A 19,431-nucleotide genomic window follows, 5' to 3' on the forward strand; every position below is an offset into this window, starting at 1 on the left:
GAGCAGGGAATCCCTCACAACCGCTCCGTCCGCACCCGGGTGGAACAGCACCATCTCCACCTGGACACGGGCTGCCGCCGCGGCCATCCCGCCGGCCCCCCTCACCCCGCCAGCCAGGTCCGGTTGAACTCCTCGATGGCCCGCCGGAGCTTCTCCTCGGTCTCCTTGGTGATCTCCTTGCGCTCGGCGATGTCCCGGCCGACCTCCGGGTAGTTGGCGGCCATGAACCGGAGGAACTCCTTCTCCCACTGGCGCACCTTCTCCACTGGGATGGGGTCCAGATAGCCGTTGGTCCCGGCGAAGATCACCATCACCTGCTCCTCGAGGGGCATCGGCTCATACTGGGGCTGCTTGAGGATCTCGGTGAGCCGCTTGCCCCGCTCAATGATGGCCAGGGTCGTCTTGTCCAGGTCGGAGCCGAACTGGACGAAGGCGGCCAGTTCCCGGAACTGGGCCATCTCCAGCCGCAGGCGCCCGGCCACCTGTTTCATGGCTTTGGTCTGGGCCGCGCCGCCGACGCGCGAGACCGAGATCCCCACGTTGACCGCCGGCCGGATGCCGGCGTTGAACAGATCCGTCTCCAGGTAGATCTGTCCGTCGGTGATGGAGATCACGTTGGTGGGGATGTAGGCGGATACGTCCCCCAACTGGGTCTCGACGATGGGCAACGCCGTGAGGCTCCCGCCGGACCCCTTCACCTTCAGGATCTTCAGGTTGTCCTTATCGGGGCGGGCCTGGAGGACCTGCAGGGCTTCCTTATAGCCCAGGGGGCCGGTGTAAACTTTCCCGTCCACCCCTTCCTTCGTGTCCTCCGGCGCATCCTTGGGGACCAGGATGTATTTGTTGGCCAGACGGGCGGCCCGCTCCAGCAATCGGGAGTGGAGATAGAAGATGTCGCCGGGATAGGCCTCGCGGCCGGGCGGGCGACGGAGCAACAGGGAGACCTGTCGGTAGGCCCAAGCGTGCTTAGTGAGGTCATCATAGACGATGAGGGCGTCGTTGACCAACTGGCCATCGACGATCACACCGTTCTCCATGACCTCCTCGCCCATCGCGCAGCCCGCGTAGGGGGCGATGTATTGGAGGGCCGCCGGGTCGGAGGCGGAGGCCACCACCACGATGGTGTAGTCCATGGCCCCATAGCGCTCCAGGGTGGCCACCAGGCGGGCGACCTGGGCCCGTTTCTGGCCGATGGCCACGTAGATGCAGACCATCCCCTTGCCCTTCTGGTTGATGATGGTGTCCACCGCCAGCGCCGTCTTGCCCGTCTGGCGGTCCCCGATGATCAACTCCCGCTGGCCGCGGCCGATGGGGATCATCGCATCGATGGCCTTGATGCCGGTCTGGACCGGCGTGTCCACATCCTGGCGCTTGGTCACGCCGGGGGCGATGCGCTCGATGGGCCGGTACCGATCGGTGACGATGGGGCCCTTCCCGTCCAGGGGGCGGCCCAGCGGGTCCACCACCCGCCCCAGCAGGGCCTGGCCCACCGGAACGGAGGCGATGCGGCCGGTGCCACGCACCTTCATCCCCTGTCGGATCCCGCTGAAATCCCCGAGGATGATGACGCCGATGTTGTCCCGCTCCAGGTTGAAGGCGATCCCCATCACGCCGTTCTCGAACTCCACCAGCTCGCTGGCCATCACATTGCTGAGGCCCGAGCAGCGGGCGATGCCGTCACCGGCCTCGATCACCTCGCCGATCTCGGCCATCTCCACTGTGGGCATGAAGGTCTCGATGCGCTGTTGTAAGGAGGCAATCCACTCCTGCCAGATCTCCGACCGATCGGCCATCGCATCCCCTCCTGCGCGGAAGTTTTGGAAGAGAGCCGGTCCCTGTCAGCAGCGAGGCTTCCCCAGGATCTCCTCCACCGGCAAGACGCAGTCCGGGAAGGCCAGCGGCGCCAGGGTCTCCCCCGGCCCCAGGCGGCGCACCGACCGGTAGCCCTCCACCCCAGGCTCCCGGTATACCTCCACCACCCCCGCCGCCAGATCCACCAGCCAAAACTCCGGGATCCCCGCCCGCCCATACAGCGGCGCCTTCACCCCACGATCCCCCTCCACCGAACGGTCCGCCACCTCCACCACCAACCACACATCCCCAGGACCCGGATGCTCCGCCTCGTAAAAATCCTCCCGCGGCCGCAACAAGGCCACGTCCGGCTGCGGCTCCGAATACACCCCCAAACGGATCGGATTCTGAGGCCACACCACCGCCCGTTCCCCCAGACGTTGGCTGAAGATCCGCACCAACCGGGCCACTGTCCCCGCGTGGCGGCTCCCGATGGGCGACATCTCTAGGATCTCCCCCTCGATCAGCTCCACCCGATCGTCCTCCGAGAGGATCCCAGCCTCCCGCATCCGATGATAATCCTCCACCGTGAACAGCCGCCGAGCCACCCGAACCACCATCCCGACCTCCAGGTCATGTCATCGCGGATAGGACCGAAGGATCTCCTCTACCTTGAGGGCAAGATCCGGGAAGGCCAGCGGCGCCAGGGTCTCCCCCGGCCCCAGGCGGCGCACCGACCGGTAGCCCTCCACCCCAGGCTCCCGGTATACCTCCACCACCCCCGCCGCCAGATCCACCAGCCAAAACTCCGGGATCCCCGCCCGCCCATACAGCGGCGCCTTCACCCCACGATCCCCCTCCACCGAACGGTCCGCCACCTCCACCACCAACCACACATCCCCAGGACCCGGATGCTCCGCCTCGTAAAAATCCTCCCGCGGCCGCAACAAGGCCACGTCCGGCTGCGGCTCCGAATACACCCCCAAACGGATCGGATTCTGAGGCCACACCACCGCCCGTTCCCCCAGACGTTGGCTGAAGATCCGCACCAACCGGGCCACTGTCCCCGCGTGGCGGCTCCCGATGGGCGACATCTCTAGGATCTCCCCCTCGATCAGCTCCACCCGATCGTCCTCCGAGAGGATCCCAGCCTCCCGCATCCGATGATAATCCTCTACCGTGAACAGCCGCCGAGCCACCCGAACCACCATCCCGACCCTCCGCGCGTGAACAGCATCACGAAGCGATTATACCATATCAGGGTCGCAGCCGGGCCACGGTCTCCGCGTCCAGGCGCCGGACCAAGGCAGTCACCAGGGCGATGGCCCGTTCGACGTCGTCGCGGTGGACGATGGCGCCGTGGCTGTGGATGTGGCGGGCGGGGACGCCGATCACCAAGGTGGGCACGCCCCCCTTGTGAAGGTGCACGATGCCGCCGTCGGTGGCCCCGCCTTCGAGAACCGAGAACTGCACCGGGATCTGCAGGGAACGCGCGACCTCGATGGCCAGGTCGCGCAGCCGCAGGTTGGGGATCATGCGGGCGTCGTAAACCACGATGGTGGGCCCGCCGCCCAGTTTCACCGCCGACTCCTCCGGTTTGATCCCCGGCACGTCGCCGGCGATGTCGGATTCCAGGATGAGGGCCACGTCCGGGTTGACCTTCTCCACGCTGGTGGCGGCGCCCCGCAGCCCGACCTCCTCCTGAACGGTGGCCACACCGTAGACCACGTTGGGATGGCCTTCCCGGGCCAACCGGCGCATCACCTCGACCAGGACGGCGCAGCCCACCCGGTCATCGAAGGCCTTGGCCAGGTAGGTCTTCCCGTTGGCCAGCACCTGGAAGGGCGCCAGCGGAACGATGGGGTCTCCCACGCGGACGCCTGCCTCCTCGACCTCCTTCGCCGATGTCGCCCCGATGTCGATATACATATCCTTCTTCTCGATGACTTTCTTGCGCTCATCGGGCGGCAGCAGGTGGGGAGGCTTGGCGCCGATCACCCCCACCACATCCCCTTTATGGGTCTTGATGACCACCCGCTGGCCCAGGAGGACCTGATCGAACCATCCGCCCAGAGGGGTGAAGCGGATGAAACCCTCCGGCGTGACGTGCTTGACCATGAAACCGATCTCATCCATATGCGCCGCGAGCATGACGCGGGGCCCTCCCTCCCCCCGCCGGCAGATCAGGCTGCCGATGTTGTCCTGCTCCACCTCCCCCAGGTCCTGCAGCAGCCCCCGCATGACCTCCCGGACCTCTGACTCGTAGCCGGGCACGCCGTGGGCCTCCGTCAGGATCCGAAGCAGTTCCGCCAACGCGTCCATCGAGATCCTCCTTCAGGGCGGGATCAGAACAGAAAGATCGTCCCCTTGTCCTCAAGATAAGGGAAGCACTCGTACCTCGAGAGGCACGTGATGCCAGGTCCCGTTCATCGCCACCAGCCCGCCGCGCTCCGGATGCCTTCCCGAGGTGATCCGGAGCGCACAGGCCCGATCCTGGCGGTCGTAGACCGTGGTGGCCGTCCCATCGGTGACCACAGCCGAGATCCAATAAAGTCCCTCCAGCAAGGGCACCGCGGGGATGGCATACACCACCTCGCCGACCCCCTCCACGGCGGGCAGCGCCAGCCCGCCCTCGCGGGTGTTGGGCTCCCCCAGACGGAGGCCGTCGGACCGCTGGAGGGCCAAGCCGAAGACCGGCCGCTCCACCCGCGTCGATGCCCGATAGACCACGCGAATGGATATAGCCTCGCCGGTCTCGAACTCCTCTCGCTCCCGCCCATGGCCGTCCGTCAAATACACCCGCTCGATGCGCAGCGGGGAGCGGGGCGCAGGGATGGGGATCGGGCGGGCCGCCTCGTGCGCTTCCACCGCCGCCAGGTACGCCTGGGCCACGGCCTCGGGCGATCCTTCCATCCGGAGCCGTCCATGGTCCAGCCAGAGGGCCCGGTGGCAGAGCCATCGCACGGCGCCCAGATCGTGGGAGACCAACAGGATGGTCACCCCAGACCGTTGCAGGGCTGTGAGGTGCTCCAGGCATTTCCGTTGGAACGCTGCGTCCCCCACCGCCAGGACCTCGTCGACGAGCAGGATCTCCGGGTCCAGGTGGGCGGCCACCGCGAAGGCGAGGCGCACATACATCCCCGAGGAGTAGTGCTTGACGGGGACGTCGATGAAGTCCTCCAGTTCGGCGAAGGCGACGATGGCCTCGAGCCGGCGGGCCATCTCCCGACGGGAGAGACCCAGGAAGGCCCCGTTCAAAAATACGTTCTCCCGGCCGGTGAGTTCCGGGTGAAACCCCACCCCCAGTTCCAAGAGGGCGGCTACCCGGCCTCGCACCTCCACCCGCCCGGCGGTGGGCTCCAGGACGCGGGCAGCCAACTTGAGGACGGTGCTCTTCCCCGCCCCATTGGAGCCGATCACCCCCACCGTCTCCCCAGGCCCGACCTCGAAGGAGACCTCTCGCAACGCCCAGAAAACCTCACCCGAGGAGCGCCGCCAGAGCCGCCACCCCTGAATGAACAATTCGTGGAAGGAGCGGGGGCGCTGGCGGTGGGCGGCGAATCGTTTGGACACTCGATCGAATCGGATCGCCCCGGGCTGGATGGCGGAGGCCATGCCCCTCCCCGTTCAGGCCTGGACTTTCAGACGGGCGGCCACGATCTCGGCGATCTCCTCGGGATGGCGGGCGACCGGGATCCCCACGCTCTCCAGCTTGGCGATCTTCTCCGCTGCGGATCCAGCGCCCCCCTCGATGATGGCACCAGCGTGGCCCATACGCTTGCCCGGCGGGGCGGTCCGGCCGGCGATGAAGGCGGTCACCGGCTTGCTCATGCGGGTGGCGATGAAATCGGCCGCCCGCTCCTCCTCGGTGCCGCCGATCTCCCCGATCAGGACGATGTGCTCCGTCTGGGGATCCTCCTCGAACATGGCCAGGATCTCCACGAAGTTGGTGCCGGGGATGGGATCGCCGCCGATGCCCACGCACGTGCTCTGGCCGATCCCTCGCTGGCTCAGGGCCGCGATCACCTCATAGGTGAGGGTCCCGGAGCGGGAGACGATGCCCACCGGTCCCGGCCGGGTGATGTGGCCGGGGATGATCCCCACTTTGCTCTCCCCGGGCGTGATCAGCCCCGGGCCGTTGGGGCCGATCAGGCGCACCCCCTTGCGGTCCAGGTAAGCGCGGACGCAGATCATATCGTGGACGGGGATTCCTTCGGTGATGCAAACAATCAGGGGGATCCCGGCGTCGGCGGCCTCCAGGATGGCATCGGGGGCGAAGCGGGCCGGCACAAAGATCACTGAGCAATTGGCCCCGGTGGCCTCCACCGCCTCCTGCACGGTGTCGAAGACCGGAACCCCCAGCACCCACTGCCCGCCCTTGCCGGGGGTGACCCCTGCCACCACCTGGGTGCCGTATTCGAGCATCTGTCGGGTATGGAACTGGCCCTCGCGGCCGGTGATCCCCTGAACCACCACGCGGGTGTTGCGGTTGATCAGGATGCTCATGGCCTGCTCTCCTCATCGGTTAAACAATCGTCGCTCCGGTCCAGAAAGAGACTTCGACGGCTCCCCGCCCCAGGCCAGGGACGTCCCCCAGATGGGCCGGCCTTCCCGCAGCGCGGTCCGGACCAGCAAGCCCGGCTGTCGGGCCAGGTTCCGCGCCTCTTCTTGATTGTAAACGAGAACCCTATGAGAAGGCCGACCCGCCAGGGCATCTCTGGCTCTGGGAAAGGTTCCCGGGCCTCGCGGACGATGGCCAGAAGATCCCCGTCGCTGCCCGGCCCCTCTTCGTCGCGGGCAATGGAACCGAACCGCCACACCTGCTGGATCTTGACCGCCGCTCGATCACCGCAAAGAGCCAACGCGTCAAGCCTGCAGCCCATCCGGCGACGGAACTTGCTCAGGCGTGACAGAGACCGGCCTGCACGGGCTTCCCCCCCGCCAGCGATTCATCTGGATCCCCGCATCGACTCAGACGGCCCCGCTTCCATCCCCGGCCAGGCGCACCGCCAGTTGTGCGGCTTCCACCAACGTGGTCGCGGTGTGTAAGGACACCCCATCCGCCTGCTGCAGGACGCGCCGGCCTTCCTCCTCGTTTGTGCCTACCAGCCGCACCACCACCGGCACCCGAGGGCGCACCATCTCGAAGGCGGCGAGCATCCCACGAGCGACCTCGTCGCAGCGGGTGATCCCCCCGAAGATGTTGATGAGCACCGCCCGGACGTTGGGATCGGAGAGGATCAGGCGCATGGCTGCGGCGACCCGTTCGGCCCCCGCCCCGCCGCCGATGTCCAGGAAGTTGGCCGGACGCCCTCCATAGAGTTGGATGATGTCCATGGTGGCCATGGCCAGCCCTGCCCCGTTGACCATGCAGCCGATGGTGCCGTCCAGCTGCACATAACTGATCCCGTACTTGCGGGCCTCCCGCTCGGCCGGCGTCTCCTCATCCTCATCCCGCATGGCCGCCAGGTCGGGATGCCGGAAGAGGGCGTTGTCGTCGATGATCACCTTCCCATCCAGGGCGAGCAGGGCCGGGCCGGGGACCACGGCGAGGGGATTGATCTCGGCCAGGGTAGCGTCGTTCTCTTCGAAGCAGCGGTAGAGGCCCAGGGCGATCTGGGCGAAAGCAGACCACAGGGCGCGATCCAGGCCGATCCCGGCCGCCAGTCGGCGGGCCTGATACTCCCGCAGGCCCAGTTCGGGCTCGACCACCACCCGCACGATCCGTTCCGGCGTCGCCCGCGCCACCTCTTCGATATCCACCCCGCCCGCCGAGGAGGCCATCGCCACGACACGGCGCCGGGCCCGATCGATCACCAGGCCCAGGTAGAGCTCGGCTTGGATCTCGGCGGCCTCATCCACCAGGACCCGCCGCACGGGCAGGCCTTTCAGCGTCATGCTAAGGATCTGCTCGGCGATCTGCTCCGCCTCCTCGGGGGTGCGGGCCAAGCGGATCCCGCCGGCCTTCCCGCGCCCGCCCACCAGCACCTGGGCCTTCACCACCACCGGCCTCCCCAGTTCTTTGGCGACGGCCCGGGCTTCCTCAGGGCTGGCCGCCACCTTCCCCCGAGGGATCGGGATGCCATAGCGGGCGAAGAGTTGCTTCGACTGGAACTCGTGGAGCTTCATCGGTCCCTCCAAAAACACAATTTGGAGTCGCGCGATGCGCCTTTAAGACCTCAGCCAGCCGATCTCCCCTCACGGCCATCGAAACGCCAACACTCGGTTTCCGCCGGCGTCGACCACCCAGACGGAGCCCTCCGGACCGACGGCGATCCCCTGTGGAAGCCCGAAGAACCCCGCGTCCTCGCCGTATTGCCCAAAACTCAGCAAGGGAATGCCCTCTTGGTTGAAGACAAGCACCCGGAAGCCAGTGGGATCTGTGACCAGGATCCGCCCCTGGAGATCCACCGCCACGTAAGGCTTGGTGGTCGGGGATTGATCCAGCCACCCCGCGATCGCCCAGGAGCGGATCGGCACACCGTCCCGGGAGACGATCTGGATGCGGCGGTTCCAGGTGTCGGCGACCACCAGGTCCCCCGAGGGCAACACGGCCAGCCCCACCGGCTCCTCGAACTGCCCGGGAGCGATCCCCGCCCCTCCCCAGGCGGCCACAAAGCGTCCCTCGCGGTCGAACACCTGGATCCGCTTGTTCCCGGTGTCCGCCACATACACACGATCCCTATGGACCACGACCTCCCGCGGTCCGAAGAACATGCCCGGTTGCTCCCGCGGGTCCGCCGCCACCCGATAGAACGCTCCCCAGGCACGGACGAAACGGCCGTCGGCGGTGAACTGCTGGATGCGATGGTTCCACAGATCGGCCACGTAAACCGAGCCGTCTGGCCCCACAGCGATCCCCCACGGCTCGTTGAACTGTCCGGCCCCCAAGGGCAGCGGGCCGGGGCCGTCGGGGTCGACGCAGCCGGGCTGCCCGTCCTCATAGAGGGCGCAGTAGGAACCCCACGCCCGCACGAAGCGTCCGTCGGGCGTGAACACCTGCACCCGATGGTTCCGCCCATCCGTGATGTAGAGGAAGCCGTCAGGCCCCACCGCAACGTCGTGGGGCTCCTGAAAGCGACCCGGCTCGGAGCCGGGGCCACTCAGGATCCGGACCGCCATCAAAGGCTGGTGAACGCGGGCATAGGGATCGACCTCCACTGGGGCCGTCGCCCGCTCCGGCCGCAGGGGCCACGCCTTCACCGTCAGGTCCTTCCGGATGAACAGTTTAAAATCGTGGGCCAGCGGCCACTGATCCACGCGATGGGTTTTGCCGGTGATCCTGTCGTAACGTGCATAGTCGCGGCTCCAGAAGATATCCCAGAGGGCCGCCCGCCGCTCCGGATCCGCCAGCCAGCGGATCAGGCGCTCCCAGGTCAGTTCCCGGTAGTCCTCCATGGGCCACCAGATCAGGTGGTATTGGTAGGCTTCATGGGTGGTCCGAAGGACGTTCTCCACCTTATGCCAGTTGGCGCTGCCCACGATGACCACCGGCGATTCCAGGGCTTCCCGATTCGGGGTCTCGCCGAAATAACGCTGTGGCCAGTCCCGCAGATACCAACTGAACGGCCATGAAGCGTCGTTGTCGTAGGCCACCACCACCTGGTCCCGGCCTAGGATGCGGGCGAGGTCCTCGATCTGGCGCATGGCGATCTTGACCCCAGGCCCCCCGTGGGCATAGACGCCGTGCTCGAGGGCCAAATCGTAATTGATGAAACTGAACCGCCAGGCCACGCGCACGGTGGCGAAGATCAGCGCGAGCAGGGCGACCACGCCCACGGACTCCAGGAACCCGCCCAGGCCCAGGCGCGGCCACAGCCAACCCCAGACCCCCCCGATGACCCCCACAGCGATCAAGGCCGCTAGCGCCTGGTTAGCGGCCACGAGGGACGGCAGGGACGCCCCCGCCAGGGCCTGGGGGACCGCCTCCCGCAACCCGAGGAGGGCAGCCCCAAAGGGAGGGACCAAGAGGGCGGCCCACCCGCCGCCGCTCCGCCACCATCGGGCCCAGTCCAGCGCCCCCAGGGTATCATTCAAGAAGGCCGCCGAGAGCAGGATCATAGGCGTCGTCAGGTGCACGGTGAGCCAGGGCATCTTTTCCCCGGCCAGGGTGTAGGCGGCCCACGAGAGAACGGTCCACGCACCCAGGAACCCCCGGAACGCCCAGCCCCAACGGTCCCCCACCGGTGCGTCGGCGACCCAGCGCCCTAGATAGAAACCGATGGCCAGCAGGGAGAGGAGCAGCGGCATGAACTCATACATGGGCGCGATAACGAAATAGTAAAACAGCGGCTGGCTCCCCCGCTGCACGCACTGCTGAGCCAGCCAGTAGCCCAGCGAGCCGATGTAGCCAGTGGCCACCCCCGCCCCGTTGGTGAAGAACGTGGTGAACAGCGGTAGGGAGATGCCGAAGAAGATCCCCATCAGGACCGGCCATCGTCCGGGATCCCACGCCATCCCGATGGCCGTGCTGAGGGCACCGAAGAGAAGGAACAAGAGGAGCACGCGGATCATCTCCTCGGTGAGCCCGCTGAAGGCGCCGCCCTCGAAGAGGGACATCGAGGCGAAAGGACGGCCAGCGAACAACAGCCAGACCGGGTTGAGCCAGACCAGACCGGCGGCCGAGAGCATCCAGAGGCTCAGCCCCCCAATGACCACCATCAGATCGAAGGCCGGCTGCTCCCGCAACCGGTCGCGGCCCCAGCGGCCGACCAGGACCGCCGCCAGCAGCCCGATCCCGCCCAGGGCCGCCAGCCCACCTCCCAAGGCCAGCCAGCGCCCGCCGGTCGGGATGCCCTCCGGCCGGCAGACGAAGGCACCCGGGATGGCCTCGCGGCCGGATTCCAGGCCGATGAGCATCACCAAGCCCCCGGCCAGGAGCAGCCCGGTCCCCACCCCCAACCGGGTTCGGTCCTGCCGGGTGCAGCGCGGATCCCGCAACACGGCAGCAGCCCAGGCCCCGAAGAGCAAGAGCCCGAAAATGGCCAGATAGATGAAGGCGGCCTCCATCGTCGTGTAGAACAGGGCCACCATCGCCGCCAGGCCATATAGCCAGCGGGGCTCTCGTGTCTCCAGATAGGCGAAGAGCATCCAGACAGTGAGGACCGCCCACAGGGCCATCAGCCCCTCGTCCCGGATGTAACGGCTGTGGTAGAGGATCATCGGCGAGATGAGGAAGAAGAGGGCTGCCAGAAGGCTGCCCCAGCGCCCCAGCCAACGACGCAGGAAAATGGGCGTGAGAACCAAGAGGATCCCAGCCAGGGCCACCGGGAGCCGGCCGGTGAAATCGTCCGCCCCGAACAGGAGATAGGCCAGGGCGTCCAGGTGGAATTTCAGGGGGCCGTGCATCAAAGGAGTGTGTTGAAATCCCTTGCCCTGAGCCAGCAGCCACGCGTAATAGACGTGCAGGCTCTCGTCGTGGCTCATCACCCGCTCGCCCAACCGCCACAACCGGGTGAAGATCGCCGCGGCGAGCAGGAAGCCGTAGGCCCAGCGCTCGAAAGGGGAAAGACCGGCCAGCAGATCGCGCCAGCGGGATTGCAGGGAACGTTCCGGCGTCCTCACCATCCCCAGGGCTCCTTGGCCGCTGTGGTCCGCCCACCTACCGAAACTTTCCGTCGACAACCGGATGCGGATTATAGCACGCGGCTTTCATGGAACGGGAAGCCGCGCCCAGAGGACCGCCTCTGGGCGAGGGAGGCGCATCGGGTCGATCGGATCGATGCGGACGGAGAAGGGACGCCCAACCCAACGGTCCGGCTCCATGGGCAACGCCACTCCCGCCGGCGCGATCCAGAATTCCTTCTCTTCTTCCAGCGCAGCTGGCGGCGCCGCGACCACCCGAACCGAGAAGTCCCGGAGGGTCCATCGCCAAAAGATCGCCTCTGGCCCCTCGGTCACCACCCCGATCCGCAAGGCCCCCGGTATCTCTTTCCGGATCGCCGCTTGCTCCCGGAGGAAGGCCCGGAGCCCGGCGACCTCGGGAGCGGTCATCTCCGACCAGGAAAGCCCAGGCATCGGATCGACCCGCCGCACCACGGCCGTCATCGCCGCCCCCTGCGCCCCTGCCAGGACCAGGAGGATGCCCACCAATCCCCCGGCGAGGGCAGGGCTCCGGATCCCTCCCTCGGAAAACCCCGTGGAAGAGAGACTCCCCATAAGCCAGATCACCATCCCCAGCAATCCCAGCACTCCAGCCAGGAACAACCAGCGGGCCCCTTCCGGTCGGACATCCCACGTAGCCGCAGCGACCACGAGGATGGCCCCTACTCCGCTCATTCCTGCCGCCGCCGCCGCCACGCCTGGCCGGGCCCGAAAAGCCGGCGCCAGGGCCTCCCACAGCCCTTGAACCGCATGCCCCGCCAGCGCCACCCAGGGGACCAGAAGGACGGCGTGCTCGGTGAACGGCGCGCCCCAGCGGATCCCTCCCAGGACCAGCACCAGGAGCGCCCCGATGCCCAGGGTGGTCCCGGGGCGATCCCGGTTCCGGATGGCACGGATCCAGCCCGCTAGCCCCAGGAGGAAGATCCCGCCCTCGAAGCGGAGCAGGGCCTGGAGCACCAGCCAGCCGTGGAGCGCCGGCTCCGGTCGGAAGCCTCCCATCCAGGCGGTGAGCCCATCGATCGCCTCCCGCAGGCCGGACGGCCGCAGCCCCGCTCCGGTCGCCGCCAGCACGAAAACCGCCCCCGCCCGGGCCAGCGTCCTCCAGCGAGGAAGGGGCTCTCCTCGTCGGGCCAGCCCGAACAGTGGCAGCAGCCCCACGGCTCCGGTCCAGAAGGCCGGGCCGGCGGCCGCGCCGATCCCCAGGGCCAGAGCCAGTCCCCATTCTCGCCATGCGAGGGAGGTCATCCAGAGGGCGAGGACGGCGGCCCAGGCAGCGGCCGCCGCGCTCCCGCCGTCCAGAAACCGGGAGGCCGCGGCAGCGCTGGGAGAGAGGATCCAGAGGACGATCGCCCCGAGAGCCCCGGCGGTTCCCAAGGTCGGCCGCATCGCCCAGAGAGCAAGCGCCACCAGGGCGCCGGCCACCAGCGCCCCGGACCGCATCCATCCTTCATCGGGGCCGAAGATCCCGAAGACCAGGGTGTTCCAGACGGCCCCCAGAGGGCTTCCCCCCATCGGCAGCGGGCCGCCCTGCCAGGCGGCCCAAGCCTGGAGGACCTCCCAGGGGGCTGCCGGGCGCCGGTCCAGCCCCCAACCCCATCCCAAGAGAACGACCCCTATCAGACCGAGCAGGAACCAGATCCCCCCCTGAGGTGAGTGTTCCTCCTTCATCCGACCCGCCTCCGGTAGATCACCGTCTTCCCCTGGCGGAACACAGGCTCCAGCAACTGTTCGAACTTACGCAGGGCCTGAGGAGGGAAGTTCTGGCGCTCGGTGCGGCCCACGATCACATACGCGATCTCATATTTTTCTAGGAGGGCGAGGGTTCGCTCCAGATCCGTGGACAGCCAGAGAACCTCGAGGTCCGGCTCGCGGGCGGCGATCGGCGCGTAGGAGCCCCGCCACTGGTGCTCGTGGCCGGCCCAACCCAGAACTGTGGGCAGGCCCGTGTGGGCGGCGAAGCGGCCGAACTCCGGCTGGAAGGAGATCCCCCGCCAGCCAGGGGCCTCTAGGATGACCGGCGTCCCCTGCACCGTTTGGTTCAGCCACTCGATGGCCGCCAGGTCGTCCGGCGCCCACTCCCCCAAGTAGGCATAACCGTCCAGCGTGGGGGGGCGGGCGAAAAAATCGGCCTTGATCGGGATCATGAGCGCCGGGTAGAGGGCCGCCCAGGCGATCATCCCTGCAAACCCGAAGGCCAAGGCCGGCCGCGCGGCCCGGGCTTCCTCCCAGAGAACCCCCATCCCCCAGGCCAGGGCCACGCTCCAGAGCACCCAGGTCTGGAAATAAAACTTGAACACCGTGTTCATACGGGTGCCGAAGAAATCCCGCAGGAAGACGAACTCCACGGCCCAGGCCAGGGCCGCGCCGAAGACAATCAACAGCCCGACGAAGGATTCCACCCCTCCCCGCCCTTTCCCCCAGAGGCCAACGGCCCCCGCGCCGATCCCAGCCAGGACCATCGGCACCCACGGCCCGCTGGCGGGCAGGGCCCGCCCGCCGATCTCTACCGTCCCATCGATCAGGCGGCCCACCACCCACGGCTCCAAAGCGGACAGAGAGACCGGCGATCCGGGGAGTGCGATTCCCAGCGTCAAGGCCAAACGGTAGAGGATCACCAAACCCAGCACCGGGGCCGCCCCCAGGGCCAGCGCCCCGACCAGCACCCGCCCTCCCCAGCGCGTCCATCCCAGCGTTCCCTCTCGGGCCCGGCGGAAGGCCTGATGCCCCACCCAGAGGAGGAGGCCGGCGAGATGGAGCCCGAACATCACCAGGAACTGAGGAAGGCGCGTGCCGTTATACAGGTTCGGCAGCAACCCCCCGGCCTGAGAGCGGAACCCCAGGTAGAAGGGCAAATACAAAAGGAAACCCGGGATCAGGACGCCGAGCCCGAGAGCCATCCCTTCCCGGATCCAGGCTTGAGGCGGGCGATCGGCGCTCCATGCGCCCAGCCCCCACGCCGCCCAAAGCAGGCCGGTATAGATCGGGAAATCCCAGGTGTTCAGGAAAGCCAGCCCGCCCAAAACAACCGGCAACGCCCCCCACCACGGTCCGTTCTCTGCCAGTTGATCCCTCAGGCTTCGAGAGGCAGGGGCCGCGGAGGCGATGCGGAAGGCTGCCAGCGCCAGCGCTGCCGCTGTGAGGGCGAACGGAAGGGCCAGGACATGGGGGTGCAGGTCCCCCAGCAAGAAACTGAACTGAGGGAACTCATCGATCACCTCTTGGTGTTGGCCATCTGGCGTGTAATCCCGGATCACCCGGGAGGCCCGCCACCAGGCCCAGGGGCGATCCGCAGGCGGCCAGCACGCCGGCCACGGGCGCTGGGGCGGCGGCGTGTTCAATTCCGGGATGTCCAGCCATTCCCAGAACTTGGGATCCCGAATCCAGCCGCAGGCATGGGCCAGATCCAGAAGGGCCTCGGCGTTGCCGGCCAGGCCGACCCAAAAGGCCCCCAGCAACGCCACCACCAGGGCCGTCCGCGGCTGCCCCGGCCGGTAGAGGCGCCACAAGTTCAGGGTCAAGCCGGCGGCCGCTGTCACGGTCATAGCGAACCATGCCGCGACCCCCAGGTTGAATGTCAGACGGGTGGGGAGCCCGGAGAGCTCCGTGAGGAAACCCAGGAGCACATAGCCGAAGTAATAGTAACTGATGGCGAAGCCGGAGAGCCAGGGGTCATGAGGGGGGAAGCGATCCGCCCGGACCACCGCGTTGAGGAAGGCCAGTTCCATAGGTTTCTCGGTGTAGGTGATCTCCGGATTGTAGGCTCGGAAGGCTGCCCAGCCGGCGAAGGAGAGGGCGAACAGCACCTCGTAGAAAGCCACCAGGGAACGATGGGCCCGGAGCCATTCCCAGGGGGACTCCCCGCCCCGGTCGGCCAGCCACAGCCCCATCGCAGCGACCACCCCCCATGCGGCCAGGGCGCCGCCGGGCGAGACGGGGAGCCACCCCATGCTGCCGCCCCACCACCAAAGGAAGCCCAGCAACAGCAGCCCCAAGGGACGGGCGCAGGCGAGGCCGCGGTCAGGGAGCCATCGGAACACCCCAAACACCAGAGGCCACGTCGAGAAGCCGATCGCCGCCAGCAGGAGCCACCAGAGGAAAACAGGGAACATGGCAGGCAGCCGGGCTCGGACGCAGGGGCCTCTTCATGCCGAAGACGGAGGTTCGGGGGCCACGTCCTCCGGATACGTGTAGACCTCCATGCCCATCTGCCGCGCCAGATCATGAGCCCGTGGCTCGATCATGGGGGAGATCAAGATGCGTCGAGCGACGGGGAGGCCGGTGCGGCGGGTGTAGAACTCGGCTTTCCGCTGGAAAACGGCCACATCGCCCCGGCTCACCGAAGAGCGGATCTCGATCAGGATGGCCCTCCCATCCCGGATCACCACATCGATCTCCACCTGATCGGGGCGCCCGAAGACATAACCCTCGGTGTCCATGGCCAGGAAGCGCTCCACCTTCCAGCCCGCCTCCTGCAGGATGGCCGCCATCCCATCCCGGAAAGCCCCCTCGCTGTAGAGGCCCCAGCGGGCCCCGAGGGCCCCGATCGTCGCGCCCAGACGGCGGATCTCATGGGAATGCCGTTCTACTGCCGCCAGAAGCCGCTCATGAACCTGAGAGTGATAATCCACTCGAGCCCCCAGCGCCCGGATGGCCTCCGAATGCTCCTCCACCCGCGCCACCAGCGCCCGAATGGCCTCCGAATGCTCCTCCAAACGCCGCGAATGCTCCTCCACCCGCGCCATCAACGCCCGAATGGCCTCCGAGTGCTCCTCCAAACGCCGCGAATGCGCCTGGGTCACCTCGATCAGCCGCTGGATGGCCTCCCACATCCTGGCCGATTCCCGTTGATAGGCTTTCCATTGCTCCTCTGCCTCCCTCCGGAAAGCCCGCAACTCGGAGAGCACTTCCTCCCACGGGCGCAACACCTCCTCCACCACCTCTCGGAGGACGAGGCGCAGGGCAGGATCCTCCCGGAGCCATTGCGGCAGGGCCTGGCGCACCTCCTCCTTCAGTTCCTCGAGAGCCATTCCCCCCTCCGGAAACAGGGTGCACGCTGAAGACGTCTTCGCTCTTTCCACCTCTCAGGTCATATTTTAATCCAATCCGATTGGAAGGATCCAGCAAAACAGCAAGGCCAGGACCGTGGGGAAGGTCCTGGCCCTACCATCCTTAACCGGGTGACCAGAGAGATGGTTCCGTCTGCCGTCTCCGGCTTCAGGGGGCCAGGACCGCCCGCAAGCCTTCCATGCGGGATCGGACGCTCCCATCGACCACCCGATCCCCAACCCGGACAACCAGCCCGCCGAGGATCGTCGGATCCACCCGGAAGATCACGTCGCTGGTGAGGTCCAGGCGGGCGGCGAGCTCCTGGCGGATGCTCTGTTTTTCTTCCTCCTGGAGGGGGATCGCGCTGATGACCTCCACCCGATCCCCCTTTACCCCTCGGAGCTCCTCCAAGACCCTCGGGGGCATCGTGGTGAAGAACTCCTGGATCAAGCGCCGATGACGCGTCTCGTCGAGGGCATCACCCACCACCCGATAGGCCGCAGCCAGGGCCAGGGTGGCGATATGACTCCGCAGTTCGCCCAGGATGCGCTCCCGCTCCCGCTCGGCCTCCTCCCGGGCGACCTCGAGGAGGCGCTGAGCCTCCGTCCGGGCTTCAGCGAGGATCTGCGCCCGTTGCTGCTCCGCCTGGCGGACCGCCTCGGCCACGATCCGCTGGCGCTCTGCGATAGCCTCCTCGAGGATCCGCTGGCGCTCCGCCTGCACGCTCGCCCGCAACTGCTCTGCCGCCTTCGCGTCCTCCAGACCCTTCTCGATGAGGGCCCGCCGCTCCTCGAGGGCTTTCAGGACACGCGGGAAGACCAGGCGGGAGAGCAGGAACCAGATCAGCAGGAAGTTCAGGATCTGCGCGATCAGATAAATCGGGTTGATCCCCAAGGCCTCCAACGTCGGCCTCCCCTCGTCGCAGTTTCATGCCCGAAAGAGGCTCCAACCGCCTCCCCATTCACCATCGATGGCAAGGGCGCGCCGCTTGAAGCCGGATGACCATCAAGCCACGAACTTGAGCAACAACGCCACCACCAGAGCATAGATGGCGATGGCCTCGGCGAAGGCGATAGCCAAGATCATGTTCAATTGGATCTGCGGCGTGGCGTCCGGGTTGCGGCCGATGGCCTGCAACGCCCCGCTGGCCAGCAGGCCGATCCCGATCCCCGGTCCGATCGCTCCAAGGCCGATGGCCAGACCGGCCCCCAACACGCTTAACGTCTGCGGCGACAGGATCTCCTGAGCCAGAATCAGCCCCAGCATCGGCAACCTCCTGTTGTTTGGTTATAAGATGATCGCCCCCCAAGTCGGGGAGGTGGCAATCCGCTTCAGTGGGACGCATCCGGATGTCCGGAGGGCCCTTCACCGTGGCCCGCCATGGCCAGGGCGATGAAGACCATAGTCAACATCATGAAAATGAAAGCCTGGATCAAGCCAACGAAGATCTCCAGTCCATAAAAGATGGCGGGGACCAACAGCGGCAGCAGGAAGATCATGATCCCCAACAGCACGTGGCCGGCAAAGATGTTCCCGAACAACCGGAAGGAGAAGGAAAGAATCTTGGCCACCTCGCTGACCAGCTCCAGGAGGCTGACCAAGAATTCGATGAACCCCATGAAACCGTGGCGCAGGGCCTTGATGTTAAAGAACTTCCAGAAATAGCCCGGGCCGAGAGTCCGAACCCCCCAGACCTGCACCATGAAGACAGCCACCAGGGCCAGTCCGATGGTGAAGTTCAAATCGGTGCTCAGGGCTCGGAGGTAGGGGACTAAAACATAGCCGCCCTTCTCGGCCTCCGCCCCGTGCCCTTGGGCTTCGTGGCCAGTTTCGGCAGACGCGGCCGCCTCTGCAGTGAGGAGGGTGAGGGGCCCCCAGCGGATGACATGATAGCCGGGCTCCGGGCCATGGGCCTTCTCCACCCTCCCGATGGAATCGAAGCCCGGGATCAGCCCCATCCAGTTGGCCGTCAGCACCATCAGGAAGATGGAGGCCACCAGCGGGAAGATCTGCCGGGCCCGGTGCCCCAGCACCACCTTGGCCAGGTTCTCGTAGAGGGTCTCGACCAGGAACTCAAAGAGATGGACCAGCACCCCCAGCCCGCGGAGGGGAGGCGGCAGCGGCCCCGCGCGCCGCGCGGCCAAGAGCCCTAGACCCAGCACCACCCCATCCACCAACACCATCGCCACCATGGTGTTGGTCAAAGGCGCCCCGAAGATCAGCGGCCCGGTCAGGGGCTCCGGTTTCACCAGGATCACCGGCAGCACCGCCTTCACCGGGCGCCCCGCCACCGATAGGCCGCTCCCCAACGTCCCGAAGAACAGCGAGGTCCCCAGCACGAAACCGAGAACCAGGGGGGTCACCACCAGGATCTGGAAATAGCGGATCACCCGGACGTCCCGCAGCCCCCACAGGACCACGGCGAACACAATGGCGTCCACCAGGAGGGTTCCGATCCAGCCGGCCGCTGACGACAGCCCACGGGCCCCCTTGAGCAACGCGTCCAGGTTGCCGAGCAGCCAGAGGGAGGCCTGGCCGCCCACCCCGCAGGAGAGCAGCCCGATCAGCCCCAACAACAGATACGGTCCCAACCGCCGGATCAGCTTCCCCATGGCGAGGACTCATCCTCCCCTTGGGATGGGACGGGAGGCGGGCCCGGTTTCCGCCGCGGGCCCGGCTCCCCCATCCGGAACTGGGCCGCTGCCGTTATGGCAGCCCGAACCATCACGATCAGCCCCAGGGTGGCCCCCAGCAACATACAAGCAGCCGTCAGGACCGGCCGGGTGCCCAGCCGAAGATCCAGCCAGAGGCCGCAGAACATCGCCCCCACCACGGCCACCACCGGGATGAAGCCGATTTGAGACAACGCCCCGGCCAGCGCCAAATTCCAAGCCCGGATCCACCATCGCCCCGGGGACTTCATCGAACCCCTTCGGCCCCGGTTTCCCCCCAGGGAGTTCTCCCGGACGTCGGATCGCTCCCCTTCTCACA

16 protein-coding genes are annotated in these 19,431 nt (G+C 67.2%); all 16 read right to left on the reverse strand.

What is annotated here, in order from left to right; all coding sequences use genetic code 11:
* Window positions 1-101 precede the first annotated feature (101 nt).
* Window positions 102-1,793, reverse strand: coding sequence for a F0F1 ATP synthase subunit alpha (gene atpA / locus C4313_RS01370; RefSeq protein WP_352428083.1), 1,692 nt, complete (start codon window positions 1,791-1,793; stop codon window positions 102-104).
* Between the two features lie 45 nt (window positions 1,794-1,838).
* Window positions 1,839-2,411, reverse strand: coding sequence for a Uma2 family endonuclease (locus C4313_RS01375; RefSeq protein ID WP_352428084.1), 573 nt, complete (start codon window positions 2,409-2,411; stop codon window positions 1,839-1,841).
* 18 nt (window positions 2,412-2,429) lie between these two features.
* Window positions 2,430-3,002 (reverse strand): Uma2 family endonuclease, encoded by a 573-nt coding sequence (locus C4313_RS01380; protein WP_352428085.1) that lies wholly within the window; start codon window positions 3,000-3,002, stop codon window positions 2,430-2,432.
* 46 nt (window positions 3,003-3,048) lie between these two features.
* Window positions 3,049-4,113, reverse strand: a complete 1,065-nt coding sequence (locus C4313_RS01385; protein WP_352428086.1) for a M42 family metallopeptidase — start codon at window positions 4,111-4,113, stop codon at window positions 3,049-3,051.
* A gap of 51 nt (window positions 4,114-4,164) precedes the next feature.
* Window positions 4,165-5,406, reverse strand: a complete 1,242-nt coding sequence (locus tag C4313_RS01390; RefSeq protein ID WP_352428087.1) for an ABC transporter ATP-binding protein — start codon at window positions 5,404-5,406, stop codon at window positions 4,165-4,167.
* 12 nt (window positions 5,407-5,418) lie between these two features.
* Window positions 5,419-6,297, reverse strand: a complete 879-nt coding sequence (gene sucD / locus C4313_RS01395) for a succinate--CoA ligase subunit alpha (protein ID WP_352428088.1) — start codon at window positions 6,295-6,297, stop codon at window positions 5,419-5,421.
* On the reverse strand, window positions 6,294-6,674 hold the full coding sequence (locus tag C4313_RS01400; protein ID WP_352428089.1) for a nucleotidyltransferase domain-containing protein: 381 nt from the start codon (window positions 6,672-6,674) through the stop codon (window positions 6,294-6,296). The genes sucD and C4313_RS01400 overlap by 4 nt, the downstream gene beginning before the upstream one ends.
* Before the next feature lie 88 nt (window positions 6,675-6,762).
* Window positions 6,763-7,920, reverse strand: coding sequence for an ADP-forming succinate--CoA ligase subunit beta (gene sucC / locus C4313_RS01405; protein WP_352428090.1), 1,158 nt, complete (start codon window positions 7,918-7,920; stop codon window positions 6,763-6,765).
* A 69-nt stretch (window positions 7,921-7,989) separates the two neighbouring features.
* Window positions 7,990-11,358 carry a flippase activity-associated protein Agl23 gene (locus C4313_RS01410; protein WP_352428091.1) on the reverse strand — a complete coding sequence of 1,123 codons (3,369 nt, stop codon included), beginning with the start codon at window positions 11,356-11,358 and terminating at the stop codon, window positions 7,990-7,992.
* 84 nt (window positions 11,359-11,442) lie between these two features.
* Window positions 11,443-13,062 carry a hypothetical protein gene (locus tag C4313_RS01415; RefSeq protein WP_352428092.1) on the reverse strand — a complete coding sequence of 540 codons (1,620 nt, stop codon included), beginning with the start codon at window positions 13,060-13,062 and terminating at the stop codon, window positions 11,443-11,445.
* Window positions 13,059-15,503, reverse strand: coding sequence for a DUF2298 domain-containing protein (locus C4313_RS01420; RefSeq protein ID WP_352428093.1), 2,445 nt, complete (start codon window positions 15,501-15,503; stop codon window positions 13,059-13,061). The genes C4313_RS01415 and C4313_RS01420 overlap by 4 nt, the downstream gene beginning before the upstream one ends.
* A 33-nt stretch (window positions 15,504-15,536) precedes the next feature.
* Window positions 15,537-16,421: a PD-(D/E)XK nuclease family protein gene (locus tag C4313_RS01425; protein ID WP_352428094.1), complete on the reverse strand. Its 885-nt coding sequence runs from the start codon at window positions 16,419-16,421 to the stop codon at window positions 15,537-15,539.
* A gap of 187 nt (window positions 16,422-16,608) precedes the next feature.
* The gene (atpF, locus tag C4313_RS01430; RefSeq protein WP_352428095.1) at window positions 16,609-17,343 is read right to left on the reverse strand and encodes a F0F1 ATP synthase subunit B; all 735 of its coding nucleotides are present in this window, start codon (window positions 17,341-17,343) and stop codon (window positions 16,609-16,611) included.
* Between the two features lie 102 nt (window positions 17,344-17,445).
* Window positions 17,446-17,676, reverse strand: coding sequence for an ATP synthase F0 subunit C (gene atpE / locus C4313_RS01435; protein WP_503012438.1), 231 nt, complete (start codon window positions 17,674-17,676; stop codon window positions 17,446-17,448).
* 95 nt (window positions 17,677-17,771) lie between these two features.
* Window positions 17,772-19,052 (reverse strand): F0F1 ATP synthase subunit A, encoded by a 1,281-nt coding sequence (gene atpB / locus C4313_RS01440; RefSeq protein WP_352428097.1) that lies wholly within the window; start codon window positions 19,050-19,052, stop codon window positions 17,772-17,774.
* Window positions 19,040-19,363, reverse strand: a complete 324-nt coding sequence (locus C4313_RS01445) for an AtpZ/AtpI family protein (protein ID WP_352428098.1) — start codon at window positions 19,361-19,363, stop codon at window positions 19,040-19,042. The genes atpB and C4313_RS01445 overlap by 13 nt, the downstream gene beginning before the upstream one ends.
* Window positions 19,364-19,431: the final 68 nt, after the last annotated feature.

It is taken from the genome of Thermoflexus sp., from assembly GCF_040289485.1.
Taxonomy (GTDB): Bacteria; Chloroflexota; Anaerolineae; order Thermoflexales; family Thermoflexaceae; genus Thermoflexus.

Bases quoted from the DNA above. Each gene is read 5' to 3' on its own strand.
- C4313_RS01375 (WP_352428084.1), bottom strand. From the start codon at position 2,411: ATGGTGGTTCGGGTGGCTCGGCGGCTGTTCACGGTGGAGGATTATCAT.
- C4313_RS01445 (WP_352428098.1), bottom strand. From the start codon at position 19,363: ATGAAGTCCCCGGGGCGATGGTGGATCCGGGCTTGGAATTTGGCGCTG.
- C4313_RS01390 (WP_352428087.1), bottom strand. From the start codon at position 5,406: ATGGCCTCCGCCATCCAGCCCGGGGCGATCCGATTCGATCGAGTGTCC.
- C4313_RS01425 (WP_352428094.1), bottom strand. From the start codon at position 16,421: ATGGCTCTCGAGGAACTGAAGGAGGAGGTGCGCCAGGCCCTGCCGCAA.
- C4313_RS01400 (WP_352428089.1), bottom strand. From the start codon at position 6,674: ATGGGCTGCAGGCTTGACGCGTTGGCTCTTTGCGGTGATCGAGCGGCG.
- C4313_RS01420 (WP_352428093.1), bottom strand. From the start codon at position 15,503: ATGTTCCCTGTTTTCCTCTGGTGGCTCCTGCTGGCGGCGATCGGCTTC.
- C4313_RS01410 (WP_352428091.1), bottom strand. From the start codon at position 11,358: ATGGTGAGGACGCCGGAACGTTCCCTGCAATCCCGCTGGCGCGATCTG.
- C4313_RS01380 (WP_352428085.1), bottom strand. From the start codon at position 3,002: ATGGTGGTTCGGGTGGCTCGGCGGCTGTTCACGGTAGAGGATTATCAT.
- sucC (WP_352428090.1), bottom strand. From the start codon at position 7,920: ATGAAGCTCCACGAGTTCCAGTCGAAGCAACTCTTCGCCCGCTATGGC.
- atpB (WP_352428097.1), bottom strand. From the start codon at position 19,052: ATGGGGAAGCTGATCCGGCGGTTGGGACCGTATCTGTTGTTGGGGCTG.
- C4313_RS01385 (WP_352428086.1), bottom strand. From the start codon at position 4,113: ATGGACGCGTTGGCGGAACTGCTTCGGATCCTGACGGAGGCCCACGGC.
- C4313_RS01415 (WP_352428092.1), bottom strand. From the start codon at position 13,062: ATGAAGGAGGAACACTCACCTCAGGGGGGGATCTGGTTCCTGCTCGGT.
- sucD (WP_352428088.1), bottom strand. From the start codon at position 6,297: ATGAGCATCCTGATCAACCGCAACACCCGCGTGGTGGTTCAGGGGATC.
- atpA (WP_352428083.1), bottom strand. From the start codon at position 1,793: ATGGCCGATCGGTCGGAGATCTGGCAGGAGTGGATTGCCTCCTTACAA.